General features: G+C 69.0%; 20 protein-coding genes. 11 read left to right on the top strand and 9 right to left on the bottom strand.

Going from position 1 to position 22,639, the window contains the following annotated elements:
- Positions 1-99: 99 nt before the first annotated feature.
- The 4 genes from RPIT_RS00835 to RPIT_RS00820 form a co-directional block, all read right to left on the bottom strand.
- Positions 100-591, bottom strand: coding sequence for a DUF456 domain-containing protein (locus RPIT_RS00835; protein ID WP_077339635.1), 492 nt, complete (start codon positions 589-591; stop codon positions 100-102).
- 276 nt (positions 592-867) lie between these two features.
- A complete protein-coding gene (locus tag RPIT_RS00830; RefSeq protein ID WP_077339633.1) occupies positions 868-1,728 on the bottom strand; it encodes an exodeoxyribonuclease III in 861 nt (286 codons plus the stop codon).
- Between the two features lie 28 nt (positions 1,729-1,756).
- A complete protein-coding gene (locus RPIT_RS00825; protein WP_226996298.1) occupies positions 1,757-2,605 on the bottom strand; it encodes a serine/threonine-protein kinase in 849 nt (282 codons plus the stop codon).
- 282 nt (positions 2,606-2,887) lie between these two features.
- Entirely contained in the window at positions 2,888-3,478 is a 591-nt protein-coding gene (locus RPIT_RS00820; protein ID WP_077339629.1) for a hypothetical protein, read from the bottom strand.
- Between the two features lie 101 nt (positions 3,479-3,579).
- Here RPIT_RS00820 and RPIT_RS00815 point away from each other — a divergent pair, with 101 nt between their 5' ends.
- Genes RPIT_RS00815 through RPIT_RS00800 form a run of 4 tightly spaced genes read left to right on the top strand, consistent with a single transcriptional unit; the run spans position 3,580 to position 5,207 of the window.
- Complete coding sequence (locus RPIT_RS00815) at positions 3,580-3,987, top strand: hypothetical protein (protein WP_077339627.1); 408 nt, start codon at positions 3,580-3,582, stop codon at positions 3,985-3,987.
- Positions 3,988-4,047: 60 nt separating this feature from the next.
- Positions 4,048-4,440, top strand: coding sequence for a DUF302 domain-containing protein (locus tag RPIT_RS00810; RefSeq protein ID WP_077339625.1), 393 nt, complete (start codon positions 4,048-4,050; stop codon positions 4,438-4,440).
- Positions 4,441-4,459: 19 nt separating this feature from the next.
- Positions 4,460-4,921 carry a VOC family protein gene (locus RPIT_RS00805; RefSeq protein WP_077339623.1) on the top strand — a complete coding sequence of 154 codons (462 nt, stop codon included), beginning with the start codon at positions 4,460-4,462 and terminating at the stop codon, positions 4,919-4,921.
- Entirely contained in the window at positions 4,914-5,207 is a 294-nt protein-coding gene (locus RPIT_RS00800) for a hypothetical protein (protein ID WP_077339621.1), read from the top strand. Before RPIT_RS00805 ends, RPIT_RS00800 begins: the two co-directional genes overlap by 8 nt.
- A 443-nt stretch (positions 5,208-5,650) precedes the next feature.
- Here RPIT_RS00800 and RPIT_RS00795 read toward each other — a convergent pair whose 3' ends face one another.
- From RPIT_RS00795 to RPIT_RS00785, 3 genes are all read right to left on the bottom strand, one after another.
- Positions 5,651-6,871, bottom strand: a complete 1,221-nt coding sequence (locus RPIT_RS00795; RefSeq protein WP_077339619.1) for a cytochrome P450 — start codon at positions 6,869-6,871, stop codon at positions 5,651-5,653.
- A gap of 40 nt (positions 6,872-6,911) precedes the next feature.
- Positions 6,912-7,964: an aromatic acid exporter family protein gene (locus RPIT_RS00790; RefSeq protein WP_143028232.1), complete on the bottom strand. Its 1,053-nt coding sequence runs from the start codon at positions 7,962-7,964 to the stop codon at positions 6,912-6,914.
- A gap of 73 nt (positions 7,965-8,037) precedes the next feature.
- The gene (locus RPIT_RS00785; protein WP_077339615.1) at positions 8,038-10,308 is read right to left on the bottom strand and encodes a catalase; all 2,271 of its coding nucleotides are present in this window, start codon (positions 10,306-10,308) and stop codon (positions 8,038-8,040) included.
- A gap of 260 nt (positions 10,309-10,568) precedes the next feature.
- Here RPIT_RS00785 and RPIT_RS00780 point away from each other — a divergent pair, with 260 nt between their 5' ends.
- The 3 genes from RPIT_RS00780 (at position 10,569) to RPIT_RS00770 (ending at position 15,671) form a co-directional block, all read left to right on the top strand.
- The gene (locus tag RPIT_RS00780; RefSeq protein ID WP_077339613.1) at positions 10,569-12,254 is read left to right on the top strand and encodes a glycoside hydrolase family 10-like protein; all 1,686 of its coding nucleotides are present in this window, start codon (positions 10,569-10,571) and stop codon (positions 12,252-12,254) included.
- Between the two features lie 309 nt (positions 12,255-12,563).
- Positions 12,564-13,685 (top strand): lycopene cyclase family protein, encoded by a 1,122-nt coding sequence (locus RPIT_RS00775; protein WP_162274456.1) that lies wholly within the window; start codon positions 12,564-12,566, stop codon positions 13,683-13,685.
- Positions 13,686-14,333: 648 nt separating this feature from the next.
- The gene (locus tag RPIT_RS00770; protein WP_077339609.1) at positions 14,334-15,671 is read left to right on the top strand and encodes a serine hydrolase domain-containing protein; all 1,338 of its coding nucleotides are present in this window, start codon (positions 14,334-14,336) and stop codon (positions 15,669-15,671) included.
- Positions 15,672-15,846: 175 nt separating this feature from the next.
- On the opposite strand, the gene RPIT_RS00765 is transcribed toward RPIT_RS00770, so the two are convergent.
- A complete protein-coding gene (locus tag RPIT_RS00765) occupies positions 15,847-16,296 on the bottom strand; it encodes a YfbM family protein (RefSeq protein ID WP_162274455.1) in 450 nt (149 codons plus the stop codon).
- A gap of 74 nt (positions 16,297-16,370) precedes the next feature.
- On the opposite strand from RPIT_RS00765, the gene RPIT_RS00760 reads away from it, so the two are divergent.
- From RPIT_RS00760 to serB, 4 genes are all read left to right on the top strand, one after another.
- The gene (locus RPIT_RS00760) at positions 16,371-17,366 is read left to right on the top strand and encodes a class I SAM-dependent methyltransferase (protein ID WP_077339606.1); all 996 of its coding nucleotides are present in this window, start codon (positions 16,371-16,373) and stop codon (positions 17,364-17,366) included.
- Between the two features lie 143 nt (positions 17,367-17,509).
- Positions 17,510-18,940, top strand: coding sequence for a S1C family serine protease (locus RPIT_RS00755; RefSeq protein ID WP_077339604.1), 1,431 nt, complete (start codon positions 17,510-17,512; stop codon positions 18,938-18,940).
- A gap of 232 nt (positions 18,941-19,172) precedes the next feature.
- Complete coding sequence (locus RPIT_RS00750; protein WP_077339602.1) at positions 19,173-20,921, top strand: SulP family inorganic anion transporter; 1,749 nt, start codon at positions 19,173-19,175, stop codon at positions 20,919-20,921.
- A gap of 21 nt (positions 20,922-20,942) precedes the next feature.
- Positions 20,943-21,809, top strand: a complete 867-nt coding sequence (gene serB, locus RPIT_RS00745; protein ID WP_226996297.1) for a phosphoserine phosphatase SerB — start codon at positions 20,943-20,945, stop codon at positions 21,807-21,809.
- A 137-nt stretch (positions 21,810-21,946) separates the two neighbouring features.
- Here serB and RPIT_RS00740 read toward each other — a convergent pair whose 3' ends face one another.
- On the bottom strand, positions 21,947-22,552 hold the full coding sequence (locus tag RPIT_RS00740) for a histidine phosphatase family protein (RefSeq protein WP_077339599.1): 606 nt from the start codon (positions 22,550-22,552) through the stop codon (positions 21,947-21,949).
- Positions 22,553-22,639 lie beyond the last annotated feature (87 nt).

Below are 22,639 nucleotides of genomic sequence, written 5' to 3'. Positions count from 1 at the left end.
CGCAGGCTCTGAGCGCAGCGCCACGCTCAGAGGTATCGTCGAGCGCAAAACCAGAGGGTCAAGCTCTTGAAGACTCTGGCAAGTGCGCTTGGCTACTGGTCACCAGGCGGTGGCGATACTCACAGCCAGCACGGCGGTGGCGGCCATGGCGCAGAGGAGCTCGACGATGATCCCCAGGCCGAGCGCCTTGATGGTCGCCCAACTGGTGGCGACGGCGTCGCGAAGATTGCGGACGCGGTAGAGCTCGGCCAACAGCAGCCCGACCACGAAACCGATGGGAAGGCCCAGCCCGGGCAGCACGATCATGCCCACGATCCCGAGCACCAGCCCGACGGCGATCGGCCACTTAGGCACCTGCCGCTGCTGCAGTGACCGTCCGGTCAGCAGCCAGCTGCTCAGAGCGCCGATAAGAAGAAGCACCGCCGCGACCCCGAAGGCGACCCAGCCCCAGGTCGAGCTTCCCCAGATGGCCCAGACCAGCGCGCCGACCGCGACCGTGATGCTGCCCGGAAGCACGGGGAAGACGATCCCCACCAGACCGAGGAGGGCCAGGGCAGCGGCGGCGACGGCCGCGATGATGTCAGTGCTCACGACGGCAAGCGTACGGCTCTTCCTGCGTCAGCTCCCGTAGTCCACAACGCCAACGAAGAGGTAGGGAGGCCTGCAGTTATCAACGATGCCTGACATACATCCGGGGCGTCCCTGGTTTTCGCTGGCGAAAGCGAATAACGGTTGGCGTACGGCTGGAACGGTTGGCGTTGGGCTCCGAACCGTTGGCGTTGGGGTCCGACCTTTGGCGTTCCGGTAGGGCCGTTGGCGTCTCGACGGAACCGTTGGCGTGTGGGGCCCGACGGCGGGGCGGCGAGGTCAGTCGCGCGACTGCGGGAGACGCGTCCGACCGCCCCGTTTGGGGTTCGACGGCGGGGGCACGACAGGCCCGATGTCGCCGTCGGGCGCCTCGTCGAGGTCGACGATGACCGGCGCGTGATCGCTGGGCAGCTTCCCCTTGCGGGCGGCGCGGTCGACCCAGGCCGCCGCAACGCGGTCGGCTACCGGGCGCGACGCGAGGACCAGATCGATGCGCATCCCGAGATCCTGGTGGAACATCCCGGCACGGTAGTCCCAGTACGAGAACAGCCGGTCATGCTCCGGCCAGCGCGCGCGGACGACGTCGACCAGCCCGAAGGCGGAGAGCCGCTCCCGCTCCGGCGCGGTGACGTGGGTGTGTCCGATGTAGGCGCCCGGGTCGAAGACGTCGGCGTCGGCGGGGGCGACGTTCATGTCCCCGCAGAGAGCGACGTCGGACGGGCCCTGCGCGACGGCGTCGGCGAGCGCGTCCAGCCAGTGGAGCTTGTAGTCGTAATGGTCGGAGGACACCTCGCGGCCGTTGGGCACATAGAGGCTGCGGATCCGTACGCCTGCGCAGGTCGCGCTGATCGCCCGCGCCTCGGTGGCTCCGCGGTAGTCGGGCTGCCCGGCGAAGTTGCGCTCCACGTCGGCCAGGCCGACGCGCGACAGCAGCGCGACGCCGTTGAACCCGCCCTGCCCATGATGAGCTGCCTCGTACCCGAGTTCGGCCAGCGGTCCGTCGAAGAGATCGGCGAACCCGGCGTCGGTGAGCTTGGTCTCCTGGAGGCAGACGACGTCGGGCTGACGTTCCGCAAGCCACGGCAACAGCCGGGGCATCCGCTGCTTGGCGGAGTTCACGTTCCAGGTGGCAATCCTCACAACTGCGAGGCTACCCCCCGGGGGGGCGTCAGCGCTCGGCGAGCGCCCGGCGCGGGACCGATGAGAAGACGAGCGTCTCCTCGACGTCCGGCGCCTCGGCGGGAAGGTCAGCCGGTACGTCGACTGCCACCCCGGAACCAGCGAGGAGGTCGGCCAGCGCGGCGGCGGTCGGGCGATCCTCAGGCGCCTTCTCGAGGCAGCTGTTGATGAGCCGCTCGAGTTCGGCGGGGGTGCCGTCGGCGAGCGGCGGAGGCGCATCCTGGACGTGGGCCAGTGCGGTGGCGATCGGCGAACCGCGGTCGAACGGCTTGGTGCCGCTCAGCATTTCGTGCGCCAGCACGCCGAGGCCGTAAATGTCCGACGGCGGACCGACCTGCTCGCCGAGCGCCTGCTCGGGGCTGAGGTAGTGAGCGGTGCCGAGGACCTGCCCGTCCATGGTGTGCGACGTGCGGTCGACCGATCGGGCGATGCCGAAGTCCGTGAGCTTGGCTCCAGTCTCCGCGACGAGGACATTGGCGGGCTTGATGTCGCGGTGGATGATGCCGGCGTCGTGGGCGACGGCGAGTCCGGCGGCCAGTTCCGCCAGCACCGTTCGCGTTTCTTCCGGCTCGAGCGGGCCGCGGGTCAGGATCCCAGCCAGCGTCGGGCCGTCGACGAACTCCATGACGAGGCAGATGAGTCCCTCGTGCTCGACGTAGTCGTGCACCGTGACGATGTTCGGGTGGGCGAGTTGGGCGGCGAAGCGGGCCTCGTCCTTGAAGCGCCTCGCCATCGCGATCTCGTCCTGGGTGTGGGGATGCATGACCTTGACGGCGACGCGACGCTCGAGCACGTCGTCGAATGCCTCCCAAACCTGGCCCATGCCGCCTGATGCCACATGTCCAATGAGACGGTATCGATCCGAGAGCACCAGCCCTGGTCGTAGTCGTTGCACCGCGCCTCCGAAATTCCCGCCCGCGGTTGGACGCGATCGGCCCTTATCATAACCCAGTTGCGGTGGGATCCCGCATTCGCCAACCGGTCCCCCGGCTTGTCACCCGGCGTTCCGTGATGCGACCCGCCGTCTACCTGACTCCTGGACACCGCTACCCAGGACCGACGCCAACGGGCCAGACCGAAGGGCCTACGCCCCCTCCGACCGACCTGAGTCAACGACGAATCAGGGGCAGGAGCCCTCGAAGCTGCCCTCGACCTCGTCCCAGCTCTCGCTGAGGTAGTCGATGAACGTCGCCTCTCCGCTGACATCCTTTCCGTCCACCTGGATGAAGCCCTCGCCGCTCGCGTCCTGGTCGGCTTCCCAGCTGAGCGCTGGATCCTCAAAGTTCTCGATGTCGTTGAGGCTCACGAATTGACCCATCGCGTCGACGGAGATGTAGAACTGCAGGCCGTCGCCGATCGCGGAGAGGACGAACTCGGCGCCCTCCTGCCCGATCTCCTCCGGGCCGAACGCGCAGAGCACGCCGTCGAAGTCCCACGTCTGGTCGCCGATGGTGACGCTTGCCGAGCCACCCGTTTGCTGCGCCTCCATGGAAGCGGCGATCTCTTCCATCTCCTCTTCCATCTCGATAGCCCCGTCGTCGGAACCGGTGGCGGGCGCCTCGTCGGTCGGCTCGGGCACCGGCTCCGGGGTGGTGGTCGACGCGGCCTCGGTGGCGGGCGTCGGGGGCACCTCGGCCTCACCTCCGCACGCGGACAGCGCGAGCGCGGCGGCCGCGAGGAACGGAAGGATGGAACGACTCGAAAGCTGCATGGCCGGACCTCACTGTCGCAGAAAGCCCCAATCTACCGTCCGCGCCCCCTCACTGGAAGAGCATCAGGGCAACGCGATACCCCTTGGGGTATAGTGGAAACATGACCCAACAGCAGACGCTCGGACACATCGACGTCCCAGCCAGCGGCCCCGCCTTCTGGCGTGCGGCCTGGTCCAGGCGACACACCGTCACCTTCGCCGTCGCGGCGGTGGCCATGTTCCTGATGTTGACGTCCGCACGACCCGCGACCTCCTTCCTCGACGGCGCACTGCTGGGCCTTGCCGCCGCCGTCGGAGCGCTCACCCTGGCAACCTACGTGCCGCCAGCCGGGGTGCGGCTGCGTGAACACCTGGTGGGCGGATCGTGCGGTGCGGTGCCGGCCATCGTGACGCTCGGCGCACCGGTGCTGCTGTCCCAGTCGGCCAACGCCATCCCTCCGCTGCTGTTGTTGCTCACGTGCTATGCGTTCGCCGCCGCCAAGCGGATCACTGACCACGCCTCCTGCTGATTCGCCCAACCCCTTCCCGAGCGGCACCGGACACGGCAAGATCGAAGCAAGGAGGTTGACATGAACTACGCACTACGAATCGACCTGGAGCGCCCTTTCGACGAGGTGGTCGGGCTGACCAAGGAGTCGCTGGCCGAGAGCGGCTTCGGGATCCTGACCGAGATCAACCTCAAGCAGACGCTGAAGAACAAGCTCGACGTCGACATCGACGACCAGGTCATCCTCGGCGCCTGCAACCCGGGGTTCGCCCACAAGGGCCTGCAGACCGAACCTTCGCTCGGGCTGCTGCTGCCCTGCAACGTGGTGGTCCGGCACAGCGCCGGTGTCACGGTGGTCGAGGCGATCGATCCGGAGACGATGGTCACGCTGACCGGCAACTCGCAGATGGAGCCGCTCGCCGACGAGGTCCGCGCGGCCCTCAAGGCAGCCTTGGACCGCGTAGCCGCGTCGTAGTCACGAGGGATCGGACGTCGTGGAACCGCGGCTCAACTTCGTCACGCTCGCCGTCACGGACATCGCGGCAGCGCGACGGTTCTACATCGAAGGATTGGGGTGGCCGGCCGAGTTCGAGGCGGAGAGCATCGTCATGATCCGCCTCTCGGCCACGCTCGTGCTGTCGCTGTGGGCCGAGGATGAGTTCGAAGCCGAGGTCGGGCCGATCAGTCGCGGCGACGGGTTGGTCCCGATCACGCTCGCGCACAACGTCCCAGCCCCGGCCGACGTCGACCGCGTGCTCGCCGACGCCGACGCCGCGGGCGCGTCCGACATCGTCCCGGGCCAGTCTCGTGCCTGGGGTGGATACAGCGGCTACTTCGCCGACCCCGACGGCATCCGCTGGGAGGTGGCCCACAACCCGAGCACGCTGGGCGTTGACCTGATGCGGGCATCGGGCCTGCTCCCCCGCGACACCCAGGCGGGCGGGTCACGTGGCTGAACCGCCCTCAAAGCGCAGCCGGCGCTGGGTCTACGCGGCGGCCGCCGCGGCGGCGGCTGTCATAGCGATCGTCTTCACCGTCGTGGGCGACGGCGTGGCAGCGACGGAGTCGGCCGGTTGGCTGGGTGTGGTCGTCGATTGGGGTCACCAGCTGGTGTGGGCGCTTCTCGCTGCGGCGTTCACCGTCGCCGCGGTGCGCGACGGCTGGACGAAGCCGTCCCAGATCCTCGCCGTTGGCGCGTTGGCCCTCTACGCCGCCTTCCTCGCCGCGGTGTTCCTCGGCTGACCAGCCCCAGCCGTCGCCCTCATCTGAAGTGGGGCTTCTCTTTACCCATTGTGAAAGGGTCAGTTTGGCGACACGCGCGACCATAGTGGTCGTACATGTCGCTGAATGGCTCCTCTCGGACGTGCCGCCTCCCCTCACCCACGGTGCCGGAACGGCGGGCTAGCTGAGTAGCGAGCGACGAATGAGCAGCCGGCCCACCACGTCTCCCTGAGTAGCGGCCGCGAGGAACGAGCACCCGCGTATCGAGGGGCTCGCAACCTGACCGCTCTCCCAAGCCAGTCGCAGCCTCGCGGGACACCCCTCGATACGCTCGCTCGTTCCTCGCTCACTACTCGGGGAGACGGTGAAACGCTCGCTCGTTCCTCGCTCACTACTCGGGGAGACGGTGAAACGCTCGCTCGTTCCTCGCTCGCTACTCGGGGAGACGGGGATACGCTCGCCCGCTACCCGGGGAGACGGTGCAGGTCGGACGGAGAGACAGCGATCGTCACGTTTCGCAGCGCGTAGCCCGAGATGATCTCGTCCCAACCCAGGTCGGGTTCACCGACCAGTGCGACGTCGTGCGCGAAGAGACGCGTCAAGAGGATGTCCGTCTCCTGGATCGCCAGGGCATTGCCCGGGCACTTGTGGGGGCCGTCGCCGAAGCTCATCACCTCCGCACCTATCCCGCGGGGGAGCTCCCGGCCCGGGCAGAGGTCCAGCGGGGCGTCCCCCACGGTCGTCGGGTCGGCGTTGGCCTGGCGGATATGCAGGTCGAGCAACTGCCCGGCCCGGACGGTGTGCGTGGCCCCCGCGTCGTCGAACGTGAACTCACGCTCGGCACGCCGGTACAGGTGCCCGACGATCGGCTCAAGCCTCAGGATCTCGTGCAGGATCGCGTACCGCTCCGGCTCGTCGGCCTGCACATAGCGGGCACGCAGCGCATCGTCGCGCAGGAGGTGCAGCGCCGCCATTGAGATGAACTCGCGAGTGGTGGCCATCCCTGCCGCGCCGTACGTGACGCACTCGATGAGGATCGCGGGGATGCCGTAGCCCTCCTTGAGCAGGTGGCTGATGACGTCCTCCTGCGGCTCGCGCCGCCGCTCGCGGATCGCGGGCCGCACGTCCCAAACGTAGAACCACGCCATCGGCGCGGCACCGCGGAGCTGCCTCAGCGCGGCCCTCACGCGACCCTCGCCGTCGCCCCGCGCCGGATCGTACGGCGGCTGGTCGAACAACTTCTCCAGGCGTCGCGCCATCCGGTCGGTCCGCGAGTTGGTGAGTCCGATCACTTTCGCCGCAACCTCTGTGGAGTACCGCAGCGACACGTCGTCCAGTCGCGCCCGCCCGTCGGCAACCATCTCGGCGACCAGCGCGTCGGCGCGCCGCTCCATGAGCTCGCGGTAGCGCGCCGCAACAGTCTTGGGCGCGAAGTACCGTGCGATCTTGCTCCGCTGCTGACGGTGCGGCTCCCCGTCCATGAACAGGATCGGCTGGTCGGCCATCGTGCCGTCGGGAATGGACTCGGAGTTGAAGCCCGCCTGCGCGGTGGCGTCACGCTGACGCAGGATCTGGCGCACCGCTTCGGTCGAGCGCACGCGCCAGACGCCGTCGAAGCTCTCCACTCTCGGGGAAGTGGCCTCCCCTGGTTTGACGGAGATCCGTCGGCAAGCGCCCTCGCTCATGCCGACCAGCGTACTCCTCGCCCCAGACACACCGGACGGGTCAGGAGTCCTCGACGACGGGCAGACTGCTGAGCGCCGTGCTGAGCGAGAGCTGAGCGGAGGCGGCGATGATCCCCGCCAGATAACGGCCCTCGACGTCGTCGAACTCCGCGTTGTGGACCTGGTTCATCAGGTCGGTGACATCCGCCCGGACCCGCTCCGCCAGCTCCGCGGTCGGGGTTTCGATCACGTCGGCGAGGCCCGCGAAGGCCGTGGCCGTGGCCCGGCGCAGCTGGAGGTCGAGTACCCGGTAGTCGTCGCGCTGCACGTCCTGCAGGACGACCCCGACGTCCTGGACCATGAACGCGATGTGCGCCAGCGACCGCGCCCGATCCTGGAGCGAGCGGCGGACGCCCTCGTAGCGGACCGCCCGCGGGTTGCCCTCGGTGGACCGCTTCACCTTTTCCAGCGCCTGCCGCAGCCGATCGCGCTCGTTGTCGATCTCGTCGAAGACCGCCTCCAGCTGCTCCGCGTCCGGTTCATCTCGCTCGCGCAGCAACTCTGCGACCCGGCGCAGCTGCACCACGAGCTCCGCCCGCAGCCCTTCAGCCGCGTCGCTGAGCGACGTGAGGTTCATCTTCGGCACCGCGGCGTTGACCGCCAGCCCGATCAGCGCACCGGTCAGGATCTGCCCCACGTAGATGAGGATGTAGTCCTGCGGCGGGTCGCCGGAGAAGATCAGCACGAACAGCGCAGCGGTTGCCACCCAGTGCCGCTGCTCCCCGAGGAAACGCAGGCCGCCCAGTGCCGTGCCGATGACCACCACCAGCCCCACGGTCAGCGCGTTGGGCCACGAGATGATCTGCATCAGCGCTGCGACCAGCGCACCGAGTATGATCGCAGCCGTGGCGCGGATCGCCTCGCGCACCGAGTCGCTGATAGCCGGATAGATGACCGAGATGCCGCCCAGCGAGGCGTAGTAGGCGTACTCCGCCATCACACCCGGGAACTGTGCGCCGACAACCCACCCAAGCCCCGCCGCGAGCCCGGACTTGAGCGCCAGCAGAGCACGCTCGTGCAGCATCACCCGGCGGAGCCGGGCGATCAAATTCACTGGTGGGGTCGATCCGCCGCCTCTCGGACGCTGTCGGCCGTTGACGACTCCACGTGATCGGCGTTCGACATGTTCACTCCTTCGCAGTGGGTTTGGCGGTCGGGAACCGTTCCCAGACCCTATGGGTGGCGAGCAACTTTGCCAGCTCGGCGACGGCGGCCGCAGGCTCCTCAGCGACGACGCCGGCCGCGTCCGCCGGGATGCCGGCGGCCTCCAGCACCGCGGTCGCCCCCGGGGTGACGGCGATCGCCTTGCAGTGGCGGAACATCTCGCCGAGCATCTTCACCACCCGCGGGTCGACGGGCTTCCCCGACGTCGAGTGGCCGGCCTTGGCGTCGAAGGTGGGCTCAGCGTCCGGCGCGGGCGCCGGCGCCTCCACCACCACGGCCGCGTCGAACTCGATCGACGCCGCGGTCAGGAACGTGCGATCGACGACGACGTCACCCAGCTTGCCGCCATGGGGAGCGGTGACGAACGGCAGCATGCCCGCGGCCATGACGGCATCCTTGGCCGCCGTGATGGCGGCGGGCTCGGTGTCGGCGTCGACGATGAGCGCGATCTTGCGGCCGGTCACCGGCCACGTGCCCCGGATCTGGGACAGCGCAGGGCTCGGCTCGACGTCTGCGGCTGGCGGCACCGTCGGCTCCGGCGCCGGCAGGCCGAGTGCCTTGGCCACCTCGGCGCAGAGGTCGGCGTCGATGTTGGCCAGGCACTGCAGCTGCCGGACACGGATCGATTCCTCGTAGCACTTGCCAAGCTCGAAGACGTAGGCCCTCGTCAGATGTTGGCGCTCCACGTCGGTCAGCGAGCGGACGAACAGCGTCGCCTGGCTGAAGTGGTCGTCGAAGCTCTCGGACAGCTCCCGCACCTTCGCGCCCTCGACGCGCTGCGGGACGTCGATGAACGCGCCGCTGTCGTCGTCGGCGACGGCCGGGTTGCCGCCGTCGAGCGAGTTCGGGCGGTACGGCGCCACCCCGCCGTGGACGGCGTGCTGGTGGAAGCCGTCGCGGAACATGTCGTTGACCGGGCAGTGGGCGCGGTTGATCGGGATCTGGCTGAAGTTCGGCCCGCCCAGGCGGGTGATCTGCGTGTCGATGTAGGAGAACAGCCGCACCTGCAGCAGGGGGTCGTTCGTGATGTCGATGCCGGGCACCAGGTTGCCGGGGTTGAACATCACCTGCTCCACCTCCGCGAAGAAGTTGGTGGGGCGGCGGTTGAGCGTCATCGTGCCGATGATCTCGACGGGGCAGAGCTCCTCGGGGACGATCTTGGTGGGGTCGAGCAGGTCGATGCCCTCGAAGGTTTCGTCGTCGCTGTCCGGCATCACCTGCACGCCGAGGTCGTAGGACGGGAAGGCGCCGGCGTCGATCGCGTCATAGAGGTCGCGGCGGTGGAAGTCGGGGTCGTTGCCCGCCGTCATCTGGGTCTCTTCCCAGACCTGGCTGTGGATGCCCTGCTTCGGCTTCCAGTGGAACTTCACCAGGCTGGTCTCGCCCGCCTCGTTGATGAGCCGGAAGGTGTGGATGCCGAAGCCCTCCATCATCCGATACGACAGCGGGATGGCCCGGTCGGACATGCTCCAGGCCACGTGGGCCTGTGCCTCTGTGTGGAGGGAGACGAAGTCCCAGAACGTGTCATGGGCGCTCTGCGCCTGCGGGATCTCGCGGTCGGGCTCGGGCTTGACCGCGTGCACGATGTCGGGGAACTTGATGCCCTCTTGGATGAAGAAGACGGGGATGTTGTTGCCGACGAGGTCGTAGTTGCCCTCTGAGGTGTAGAACTTCGTCGCGAACCCGCGGGTGTCGCGGACGGTGTCGGAGGAGCCGCGGAACCCGGCGACCGTCGAGAACCGGACGAAGACGTCGGTCTCGACGCCCTTCTTCAGGAAGGCAGCGCGGCAGATCTTCTCCGCCCGGCCGTTCGCGACGAACACGCCGTGCGCTCCGGTGCCGCGCGCGTGCACGACGCGCTCGGGGATGCGTTCGTGGTCGAAGTGCGTGATCTTCTCGCGGAGGTGGTGATCCTGCAGCAGCACCGGGCCGCGGGGGCCCGCTTTGAGCGCGTGGTCGGTGCTGCGCAGCCGCGCGCCCTGCGCGGTGGTGAGGTACTCGCCCTGCTGCGCCTTGGACTCGGGCGGAGCACCGGTGGGAGCCCCGGTCGGGGTGACCGTCTCGGGAGAACCCTGCGACGGCTTGGGCGGCGGCGGTGCGACGGGGGCCGTCGGCTCCTCCACCGGCGGATTCTCGATGCCGGGGCCGGGCGGCGGAGCCGAGAGGGCGGCGTCGTCGGCAGGTGCGACCTTCTTGGCAGCTGGCTTCTTCGAGGGCGACTTCTTAGTGGCCATTCGCGGTTCTCCTTCGTCGGACCCCCGGACCGCTCGCGATCCAGAGGCATCGGGCCTTTCGAGTCTAGGCAGCAGAGCGGCTCATCCGTGCGGGTTTGCCGGAGCCGAACCCCACCCCAAGGGGTGTGTGACGTGGGCCTTCACTTCCGACGGACTCAGGCGTAGCATCGTCAGTACCGGTGGCACCGAGCAGCGTCGACGCCCGCCCCAGCGCACGCCGCGCAGCCCTCCCTCCGCCATCGGCAACCACGGGAGGAATCATGAGAAAGCTGTTGACCGTCCTCATCGCGGGGGTGCTGGCCGCAGCCACGCTTCAACCGATGCCGGCCGCTGCGGCCCCGGCGTCGCAGTGGCGTTCGCTGTGGGTTGACGCGTTCAACCCGGGCTTGTCCTCGCCGCAACGGATCACCCAGGTGGTGGCCGACGCGAAGGCCGCGAACGTCAACACACTGCTGGTGCAGACGGCGCGCCGCTTCGACTGCTTCTGCAACAACTCGACCTACCCCCGTAGCTCGACGATCGCCACGCCCGCGCCGTTCGACCCGCTGGCCGAGGTGATCCGTCAGGGTCACGCCGCCGGGCTCAAGGTGCACGCCTGGTTCAACGTCGGCACGCTGTGGAACAGCGCCACCGCACCGCCCAACCCCGCGCACGTCTACAACACCCACGGCCCGACCGCCACCGGCAGTAACCGCTGGCTCGACAAGCGCTACGACGGTGTCGAGATCGTCGGAAACAACAGCTACATCGACCTGGGCAACCCGGCCGCGGTCGACTACATCGTCGCGGGCGTCAACTCGATCGTGCGGAACTACGAGGTCGACGGCATCAACCTCGACTACATCCGCTACCCCGACCGCAGCGGCACCATCGCAGGCAACGACTGGGGCTACTCCCTCACATCCCTGCAGAGGTTCCGTGCCGCCACCGGCCGGACCGGCACGCCCCTGCCATCAGATGCGCAGTTCTCGCAGTGGCGTCGCGACCAGGTGACCAATGTGGTGCGCCGCATCAGCCAGACGGTCGCCGCTGCTGACCCCTCGGCGGCGCTGTCGGTCAACGGGATCTCGTACGGCACCGGGCCGTCAGCAACGAAGACCTGGCAGCAAACCGACACCTACACTGGCGTGCTTCAGGACTGGTACGGCTGGACCCGGGCCAAGCTCATCGACGCCGTCGTGCTGATGAACTACAAGCGCCAGCACGACACCGCTCAGGCGGCGATGTTCACCTCGTGGAATCAATTCCTGGTCCGCGTCAAGAGTGAGACCGGCCGCCACATGATCTCCGGCACCGCGCTCTACCTCAACACCATCCCGAACTCCGTGCTGCAGGCGCAGCTGGTCACCTCCGCGGGACTCGGCTGGTCGGGCTACAGCTATGCCAACGCCAGTCAGGCTGCGGCCGCGTCGACCTCGACGACGGTGAAGGCCTCCGAACGGCGGGCGCTGACTGCGGCCCTGAAGGCGAGCGTCTTCCCGACTCCGAGCTCGGTGCCCGAAATGACGTGGAAGCCCGACGCCGACGTGTACTCGACCCCCGGCTACCACCAGGTCAACGGCCGCGAGTGGCGCACCACGTGCGAGCCCTACTCCCAGACCGTGCGGTGCCGCACCGAGATCTGGGCGACGATCGTCGTCTACGACGGCGGCGTGTATATCAAGACCAACAAGTGGGCGTTCAACAACCTCACGTACCTGCCGTACATGACAAGGGACGCGTGGGGCACCAACCCGCTCGCCGTGGACTCCGAGGGCTCGGTGTTCATCTCGTCGGGTCGCCAATGGAAGACGGAATGCGACACCGCCCTGACCGGTCCCAACGCGTGCCGGAGCTTCATCTACGTCTACGGCGTGGTGCAGTCGGTGCAGAACCCCGACGGCACCTGGCGCTACTACCGGACCAACATGTGGGTGTTCAACAACATCGTCCGCTTCAAGGTCTGATCCCCTGAGCAGGGCCAGCGAGCGCAGCGAGCAGCCCGTCCGCCGACTCGATCCCTGAGCAGGGCCAGCGAGCGCAGCGAGCAGCCCGTCCGTCGAGGGGTGGTCCCTGGGCAGCTCACGAGGAACGAGTGAGCGTCCGTCGAAGGGTAACGGCCTCGTTGTCTACCACCGCCCCCGACCACAATGGCGGCGACCGACGTCCCGGCCGTAACCCTTCGACAAGCTCAGGGACCAGGACGCGACAAGCTCAGGGACCAGGACGCGACAGGCTCGGGGAGGCGTAGTGGTGGCCCGTGGAATGATGGGCGGGTGAGCAGTTCGTTCGATGTCGCGGTGGTCGGCCTGGGGCCAGCCGGGCGGGCACTCGCGTCGGCCTGCCTCGTCCGCGGGATGCGCGTGCTGGCCGTCGACCCACGGATTGAAGGCCGCTGGACGCCCACCTACGGGATCTGGGGCGACGAGTTGGGGGCACTGCCCGAGAGCGTGATTCGTGAGCGCGTCGTGCATCCCGAGCTGCGGGCGCACGGGCGCTATCCGCTCCGCCGCGACTACCTCGTCCTCGACAACGCCGCACTCCAGGCCGCCCTGCCGTTGGCCGGCGCCGAACTCAGACAAGCGCGCCTGACCGACGACGACGTCACTGCCCTGCTCAGCGAGGCACGTGTCGTCGTCGACGCCCGGGGCGCGCGACCGAACGGGTCCAGGCCCGACGACCCCGCTCCCGCGCAGACCGCGTACGGCATCGTCGTCGAGGCCGCCGCCGCTGCCCCGGCTCTCGACGGGGCCGCCGGTCTGCTGATGGACTGGCGCACCGACTGGGCGGACGACGACGCTCCCGCTCCCCCGACCTTCCTCTACGCGATCCCCGTGGGCAACGGGCGGATCCTGCTCGAGGAGACCTGCCTGGCCGCAGCTCCAGGGCTACCCATCGAAGAGCTGAAGCGCCGGTTGCGGCGGCGACTCCTCCACCGAGGCGTCGCCCCCGACGCGATCGACCATCCGCTGGAGCGTGAGGTGGTCCGCATCCCCATGCGGGGGCGGGGCGAGCCGGCGCCGGCCGGTGTGCTGGCGGTGGGCACCGCCGGACGAGGCGGCAACATCGTCACGGGCTACTCGGTGGCCCACGCGCTCAAGCGCGCTGAGACCCTCGCCGACGAGCTCGCCGCAGGCAGAGCGCTCCGCTCCGCGGACCCGATCGGGCCGACGGATCTGTTCCGCGAGATGGGGCTGCGAGCCCTGCTGCGGCTCGACACCCCCGGGACACTCGCGCTGTTCGAGGCTTTCGGCCGGATCCCGACGGCGTCCCAGCGGGAGTTCATGTCGCGCGACGCCAGCGCGGCCGGCCTCGCAAGGGCGATGTGGGGCATGTTCGTACGCATGCCCGTGCGGGCCAAGGGGGCCCTGGTCGCCGCGACCCTCGGCCCCGCCTAGCTCCCTGAGCAGCGAGGAGCGTCCGTCGAACCGGTCCCTGAGCAGCTCGCGAGGAACGAGCGAGCGTCCGTCGAAGGGTAACGACCCAGTTCCCCACCGTCCGCCCCCGACCACAGGGGCGGCGACCACCGTCACGGCCGTAACCCTTCGACAAGCTCAGGGACCTGAACCCTGAGCAGCGACGAGCGCCAGCGAGGAGCGTCCGTCGAAGGGTAACGACCCAGTTCCCCACCGTCCGCCCCCGACCACAGGGGCGGCGACCACCGTCACGGCCGTAACCCTTCGACAAGCTCAGGGATCAATGAACGACAAGCTCAGGGATCAATGATGTTCCGCCCCCGCTGACCATCACCCGACCAGGGGCCCCGCCGATCAACCCGGCGGGGCCCCTCGACGCCAACGGACCGCACAGGACGCCAATCGATAGCCAAAGACGCCCGCGAGACTCAGCGACGCCCCTGAGATCTCGGGGGCGTCGCTGATTCTGGTCGGCGGAAAGCGTTGTCGGTTGGCGTTTGCGGCTCTCGGTTGGCGTTCGAACCGCCCGATTGGCGATCGAGCAGTGACTCCGGTACCCGGCGCGACACCACCCTGCGCAATATGTCGATTCACCCGACAACGCCCATGAGGTGCGGTTAGGTTCTCACTGTGAGGGAGCGTCGACGTCTGTGGCCACGCGTCCTGGTGGGTGTGATCGTTGTGATCATCATCGCCCTGCTGGGCGGGTACTGGTACGCGCGCCCTCTGCTCCTCACCGGAACGGGGTATGCCGCCCACAACGAGTGCGCGCTACGGACGATCGGTGGTCGCAGCAACGTCGAGGCCGACCTTCCCTCCAACCCCCTCGTGCCGTACCTGCGCACCACCGACGACGAGGCCTCGGTCCGCGCCAGCGTGCTCGGTGTGCTCGCCGTGCAGCGGGCCCACGCCGCGGAGGGATACGGCTGCACCGTCGGTGCCCAGGCGCCAGAACTGCCGGAGCCCACGCGCGTCCTGGATTCCAACCCCGTGCTCACCAGAGCCCTCGTCCCACCCCCGGCTGACCTTGAGAGCGCCATCAACAGGGCTTTCGGCGACGACCTCGACCACGACGCGAAAGCCGCGCTGGGCACCCGCGCCGTCGTCGTCCTCCACGAAGGCCGCCTCGTGGCTGAGCGCTACGCCGACGGCTTCACTGAGTTCTCCCCCCAACTCGGCTGGTCGATGGCGAAGAGCGCGACGAACCTGCTGGTGGGCCGACTGGTACACGACGGCGTGGTCGACATCGACGAGCCACTCGAGATGGGCTGGGCCGACGACGCGAGTGGGGCGATCACCCTCGATGATCTGCTGCGCATGCGCAGCGGGCTGGCCTGGGACGAGACCTACGACCTCGGCACGCCGATCACCTCGATGCTGTACCTGCAGCGCGACATGGGCGCCTTCGCGGCCGGTCAACCGCAGGAGCACCCAGTCGGAACCGTGCAGGAGTACTCGAGCGGCAGCACCAACATCGTCTGCAAGGCCCTCGTCCAGGCCACCGGCCAGGGCGCGGACCTGCCCCGTTCCGAGCTGTTCGCCCCGCTCGGGCTGAGCCGCGCCGTCTGGGAGCCCGACGGTGCGGGCGTGCCCGTGTGCAGCTCCTACCTGTGGGCAACCCCCCGCGAGTTCGCGGTCCTGGGCCAGTTCGCGCTCGACGACGGCGTCGTCGGCGGGGAACGGCTGCTCCCCGAGGGCTGGATCGCCGAGTCGACGACGGCCGAACCCGTCGTCGAGGCCGAGGACTCCGGATACGGGTCGTCGTGGTGGGTGAACCTGCGCCCCGACGGCACTCTGTCGAAGCCCAATCTTCCCGCCGACGCCTACTGGATGCAGGGCCACGACGGCCAGCGCACCTATGTGGTGCCGTCGGCGGACCTCGTGGTGGTGCGGATGGGCTTCAGCCCGGACGCGCCCGACCTCCGCGCCGACCAGTTGGTGATCGACCTCGTCTCGGTCCTCGGCTGACCGTCGGCCTCTGCCTGACGAACGGCCGCCTGCAAAGAGGATCCCCTCACTTCGTCCTGAAAAAACGACTTGCCAAGACCTATAGCGCGGTCGAGGCACGTTTTCTCAGGATGAACCCGGCCGACTGCGTGCGTTCCCTGGTTCCTCGCGGCCGAAACCCCCGCAAACGAACGGGTCAGGCGATCGAGATCGCGATCGCGTCGCCCCGGCCGGCTGCGTCGCGGAAGAGGTCGGCGAGAGGTCCGTAGTGCTCGAGCAGGTAGTCGCAGGCGGCGTCGCCCTCGCTCCAGATGCCGGGATAGATGTCGAGCTGGTTCATGCGCTGCGGGTCGAACCGGGCGCGAAGCACCTCCTCCATGGGAAGAGTGGCCGCCACCTGCTGCACCTCGTCCGACGACAGGAGCCGCACTCCGTCGTCGGTCAGTTCCCGGCCGCCCATGATCATGAGGCTGAGCGGCGGGTCTCCCTCCCAGTCGGAGCCGGTGAGCAGGAAGTGGATGCCCTGCCAGGCTTTGTCACAGTCAACGGCAACGTCGGCGTAGTCCCGCTCGATCAGGCTCGGGTCCTCGACCACGTCGTCGACGCAGCCAGCCGGGATCGGGGTGAATGTCGCGAGCATTCCCATGTCAGGCCTCCATTCCTTTGCGCCCATCGTAGTTGCGCACGCGCCCACGTGCGCGAGCCCGCTAGGGTCGGTGCATGCGAGACGTGGTGGACGACCTGATCTGGGACGAAGCGCCGAAGGAGGCCAGCGCGGTCGCGCTGCTGGATGCCCCCGCGCTGGTCGAGGACGCACTCACCCTCACCGACGATGTGAGGGTCTTCTGCGACGACTGGCGCGACGCCGCGCTCGTGCCCTCGGAGCTCCTTGTTGAACACCCGACGGATCTGGCCGGCGTCGATCTCGCCCTCGCCCGCCTACCGAAATCGCTGGCCGCGCTCGACGAGCAGGCCGCGCTGGTCCAGGGCGCGCAGGACGTCACGTTCGTGGGCGGGGCCCGCATCAAGCACATGAACCTCACCATGAACGAGGTACTGGGCAAGCACTTCACGGCGGTGGCCGCGAGCCTGGGCCGGTCCAAGTCCCGCGTGCTGCGGGCCTGGGGTCCCAACGGTCTGGAGTCCGACTGGCCCAAGGTGCGCGACCACGACGACCTTGGCTTCGCGGTGGCCGCCCACGGTGCCACGTTCGGCGGCACCAAGATCGATCCAGGCTCGCGCCTGCTGCTCGCCGCCCTCCGCGGGGCCGGGCGCACCCCCGGGTTGGAGGGCGAGGACGTGCTCGATTTCGGCTGCGGCAACGGCACCCTCGCGATGTGGCTGGCGCGCGACGGCCGCACCGTGTCCGCGCGGGACGTGAGCTGGTCCGCGGTCGCGGGCACCGTCGTCGCGGCCGAGGTGAACGGCGTGGAGGTGGACGCCACCTGGGGCGACGGCCTGGCTGACTACCCGGATGATTCCTTCGACGCCATCGTCACCAACCCCCCGTTCCACAAGGGTTTCGCCAAGGACTCCGCCGACACCCTCGCCATGTTCGACGACGCCGCCCGCGTGCTTCGCCCGGGCGGCCAGCTCTGGTGCGTCTTCAACTCGCACCTGCCGTGGCGCAAGGAGCTCAATGTCCGCGTCGGTCGGACCCAGGTGGCGCTTCAGGACCCGCACTACACGGCAACCGTCACCGTCGCGCGCGCCTGACTCTTCGCTCCCTGAGCCAGACTCTTCGATCCCTGAGCCTGTCGAAGGGTTTCTCGACTCCCAGGGAACCGAAGGGGTCTTCACAGCAAGCTCATAGACTTGGGGCGTTACCTGGAACACGTCAATACGTGAGAAAGGCCACCATGAGCAACGAGCAGATGGGAAACCAGAACCCGCACCCCTGGAGCCGCGAAGGCTGGTCCGGGCAGAGTGCGCGCCCTGAGGGACCGTCGTACCCCACCTCGTCGCCGTCCAGACCCGTCTTCCAGCCCTCGGCTCCTCCCGTCGGACAGCAGGGCCAGCCCCAGTCCGATCCGAGCCGCGGAACCTGGCAACAGCCGCGGCCCGAGCAGTACGGCCCGCAGCGGCCGTCGCAGCCGCAGCCTGGCGGGTCCTGGTACGACGCTCCGCCGCAGTACCGGCCCGCGCCGCAGCCCGCCACTACTCAGAAGCCGGCCAAGCGCCGCACGGGGCTGGCCGGCATGTTGGCGGTCGCCGTTCTGGCGGGCGGCATCGGCGGCGGCACGGGAGTGACCGTCACCAAGATGCTGGAGGACCAGCCGACGGCGACCGCCACGACCACGAGCGCAGGCCCCCAGGGCACCACCACCGAGGTGGTCCAGGCCGATCCGGCAAACCCGAACTGGACCGTCGTCGCTGAGGCGGCGGCCGACTCCGTCGTGGCCATCCAGGTGATGGGCAACGGTTCGGGGGGCCAGGGCTCGGGCGTCGTCATCGACAACGAGGGCCACATCGTCACCAACAACCACGTCATCGCCGGCAGCGGGCAGGGCGCGACCATCACCGTCCTCCTGGGCACCACCTCCTACGAAGCGGAGGTTGTCGGCAGCGACCCATCGACCGACCTGGCGGTCATCAAGTTCGTCGACCCGCCGGCCGAACTCTCTGTCATGAGCTACGGCGATGTCGACACCCTCAACGTCGGCGACCCCGTCATGGCCATCGGCAACCCGCTGGGGCTGGCCGACACCGTCACCACCGGCATCATCTCTGCCCTCGACCGCCCGGTCACCACGCGCGCCGTCGGCAACACGACGATGGCGCAGGGCGACGACGTGGTGGTCACCGCCGCCATCCAGACCAACGCCGCGATCAACCCCGGCAACTCCGGCGGCGCTCTGGTCAACGGCTCGGGTGAGCTCATCGGCATCACGAGTTCGATTGCGGCGCTGCCGTCGGCCGGCAGCGCTCAGGCCGGCAATATCGGGATCGGGTTCGCCATCGGCGCTGACCAGGTCAAGTACGTCGCCGACCAGCTCATCGAGACCGGGGTGGCGAAGCACCCCCGGATCGGGGTCAGCGCGAGCGACATCCGCACCACCGGCCAGGTCGGCGCCGAGGTGGCGACCGTGGTCGACGGTTCGCCCGCCGCCGAGGCCGGCATCCAGGTCGGAGACCTCATCACCGCCGTCGACGGCAAGCCGGTGATGAATATGGAATCGCTGGTCGCGCTCGTGCGCGCAGGCCAGGTAGGCCAGGAGATGAAGATCACCGTGCAGCGTGGCGGGCAGGAGCAGGAGCTCACTGTCATTCCCATCGCCGCCTCCCGCTGACTCGTCTCCTCGAGCGGAAACGCACCGATCGCCCCACCAACGGCTGGTCGGTGCGTTTTCGCTTTCCTGAAGCCCGCCTCCGGCGTTGGACGAGACCTGTGGAAAAGCCGCCCCGCAGGGTGGAGGACCGCTCGCGACCAGGCCTGAGCGTGCCTCCCCACTGAGAGGTCGCGCCGAGCGGTCCCTCACCCCGCGTGTGCCTCCGCGAGCGACAGGGAGTAGAACGGGGGCCATGGTCGACGACACCCGGCGCGAAGCCCCCCGCAACACACCAGCCGAGTCCTGGCGCTTTGCCAGGGTGGCCGCCGCACAGCGAGTCGTCGGGCTCCGGGACCTCGTGCCGGGCCCGGGCGACTACCGCGGAGTCGGCAAGTCGTGGTCGAAGGATCTGGTGGCGGGCGTCACCGTCGGCGTCGTGGCGCTGCCGCTGGCGCTCGGCTTCGGCGTCGCCTCTGGGATGGGCGCTGCCGCGGGAATCGTCACTGCCGTCGTGGCCGGCCTTGTGGCGGCAGTGTTCGGCGGGTCCCACCTGCAGGTGTCGGGCCCGACCGGCGCGATGACCGTCGTGCTGCTCCCCGTCATCGCCCAGCACGGGGTCGGATCCGTGCCGTTGCTCGCCATCCTGGCCGGGATCATCGTGGTGGCCGCCGGAGTAGCTGGTCTCGGCCGCGCTGTCGACATCATCCCGGCGCCGGTCGTCGAGGGCTTCACCATGGGCATCGGCGTGATCATCGCGGTCCAACAGGTGCCACTTCTTCTGGGCACCGAGGCGGTTCGGCACGAGTCGACGGTGGTGTCGAGCTGGCTGACGGCCGTCCAGACAGACTGGGCCGGGGCCTGGGCTCCGTTGACCGTCGGAGCGCTGGTGCTGGTGATCGCTGCGGCGCTGACCAGGTTCGCGCGCAAGCTGCCGGCCGCGCTCATCGCGATCACGGTGGCGACGGTCGTCGTCGAGCTGACCGGGCTCGAGGTCGAGAGGATCGGGTCGCTTCCCGCCGGGTTGCCGCTGCCCCAGCTGCCTACGGTGTCGATCGGCCTCGTCCAGCAACTCGCGGCACCTGCGCTGGCAGTAGCTGCCCTCGCCGCTCTTGAGTCGCTCCTCTCCGCTCGAGTCGCCGACGGCATGCGCCCCGACCTCACCCGGACCAGGCCCGACCGCGAACTGGTCGGGCAGGGTCTGGCGAACGTCGCGTCCGGCCTCTTCGGAGGGCTGCCCGCCACCGGCGCCATCGCCCGCACCGCGGTCAACGTCCGCTCCGGGGCCCGCACCAGGCTGGGATCGATCAGCCACGCGCTTGTGCTGCTGGTCATCGTGTTGGTCCTCTCCCCGGTCGTGGAACGGATTCCCCTGGCTGCCCTGGCTGGCGTACTGGTGGGCACCGCCTTGCGAATGATCGACGTCAGCCTCGCCAGCCGCATGGTGCGGGCCACCAGGGCGGACCGCAACACCTTCCTACTCACGCTGGCCTGCACCGTCGCCCTCGACCTCATCGCCGCCGTCCTTCTCGGCGTTCTCATGGCGGGGGCCATGAGCCTCAGGCACATGGCGTCGTATTCGGTGGTCCGGCGGCAGTCGCTCCCCGTCGACACCCGGGCCGGGCGCGTCGACATCCCCACCGACGCCGAGTGGCTGCGTCCGCTGCTGGGCATGGTGCGGGTGGACGGCGCGCTGTTCTACGGCGACGCGAGGAGGTTCATCCGAGAGGTCACCAGCAAGGAACGCGCCGCCATCATCATCCGCTGCCACCGACTGCAGGTGATGGACGCCTCCGGGGCGTTCGCGCTGAAGGAATCCATCGAGGAGATGGAGCGCCGAGGCGTGGTGGTCGTGGTGCAGGGGATGACCGAATCCCAGATCCGCACGGCCCTACTCCTTGAGGCCATGCGCCCCGAACAGCACTTCCACGAGCTGCCCGACGCGATCGCCGCCGTCCGCGACGCCCTTGCCCCCACCCATGGACCCGTGGCAGGCCGCGGGTGACTCGCCGCTAGCCTGAAGCCCATGCAGATTCGCGTCACCATGGCATCGCAGGGACCCATCCCCACGTCCCTGGTGTCGCTGGTCCCCACGCCCGAGTACGTGATCTCCGACCAGACGCCCTACGGCCACCGCACCAGCATCCTCACCTCCCACGATGATCCCGACGCCCTGCGCACCGCTCTGCGCGCCTTCGCCGGGAATGTCGCGGTGGCCGTCATCACCGGACCACTGGCGCTGCAGCGCGCCAAGCTTCTCCTCATGGATGTCGACTCCACGCTCACCACCACCGAGGCCATCGATCTGCTGGCCGATCATGCGGGGGTCGGAGAAAAGGTGGCCGAAATCACCGGGCGCGCGATGCGCGGCGAACTCGACTTCACCAGCTCCCTGACCGAACGCGTCGCCACCCTCGACGGGCTGCCAACGAGCGTGTTTGACGAGGTGGCCGCAGCCATGACGCTCTCCGACGGCGCGGAGGAACTCATCCGCACCGCCCAGTCCGCTGGCGCCAAAGTGGGCGTCACCTCGGGCGGCTTCACGCAACTGGTCGCTCCGCTCGCCCAGCGGCTCGGCCTGGACTTCTACAACGCCAACGATCTGGAGACCGTCACCGCCGACGGCGTGGAGCGCCTGACCGGCAGGTGCGTCGGGAGCGTCGTCGACCGGGACCAGAAGGCGCGGGACCTGTTGCGCTTCGCCCACGACAACTCGATCGACCCGGCGCTCACCGTCGCAGTCGGCGACGGCGCCAACGACCTGGCGATGTTCGCCGCCGCGGGGCTTTCGGTCGCGTACTGCGCCAAGCCCGTCACCGCCGCCAAGGCCGACGTGTCGCTCAACTTCCCGCGCCTCGACGCCGTCGCCCCCTTCGCCTTCGCCGGCTACTGACCCCGACCTCGATCCCTGAGCTTGTCGAAGGGTCACGGCCTGGGCTGTGGTCACCGCCCCCGCGCCAGGGGCGGCGGTCGGTGTGAGGCCGCTACCCTTCGACAAGCTCAGGGACCAACGAGCGCCAAGCTCAGGGGTCAGACTTCAGCGTTCCACCGGACGATCGCCGGGTTCTCCTTCTCGTAGCCCAGCACGCACAGCGTGCCGGTCTGGAGTGGGAAGTGCGCGGCGAACTCGACGGGCGCGTCGAGCCAGACCATCGCCAGGGCGCGCATCGCGTGGCCGTGGCCGAAGGCGAGCACCCGTCGATGCCCGGAGGACCGCACGCGCTCGACCACCCGGCCCAGCCGCTCAGCGACGTGCTCCTTCGTCTCGCCCGGCTCGTAGCCTTCGCGGTCCAGCTTCGGCGCTCCGTGGGTCCAGATGCGCCAGCCCGGGATCTGCTCGCGGATCTCGGGGGAGGTCAGACCCTCGCCGGGACCGTAGGCCCACTCGACGAGGTCGTCGTCGATCGTGACGTCGTCGAAGCCTGCCAGCTCCGCGGTCTGGATGGCGCGCAGTCGCGGGCTGCTCAGCACCATGCCGAATTCGACGTCAGCGAGCCGTCTGCCCACCTTTTCCGCGTTGGCGCGGCCCTTCTCCAGGAGCCCCAGGTCGGTCACGCTCGTGTGTTGTCCGCTCTCGGACCATTCCGTCGCGCCGTGGCGCACGATCCAGAGCTGAGTGCGGTCGTCGTCGGTCATCGGGGTGTCTCCCTACTCTCGTCCCTCTACCATAGGGCCGCCCGGCCGCGATTGTGAGGTGTGCGGCGAGCCGACCGGGCGAGCCGG

This window comes from Tessaracoccus flavus, assembly GCF_001997295.1.
Taxonomy (GTDB): Bacteria; Actinomycetota; Actinomycetes; order Propionibacteriales; family Propionibacteriaceae; genus Arachnia; species Arachnia flava.
This window is presented reverse-complemented; position numbering and strand designations above follow the sequence as displayed.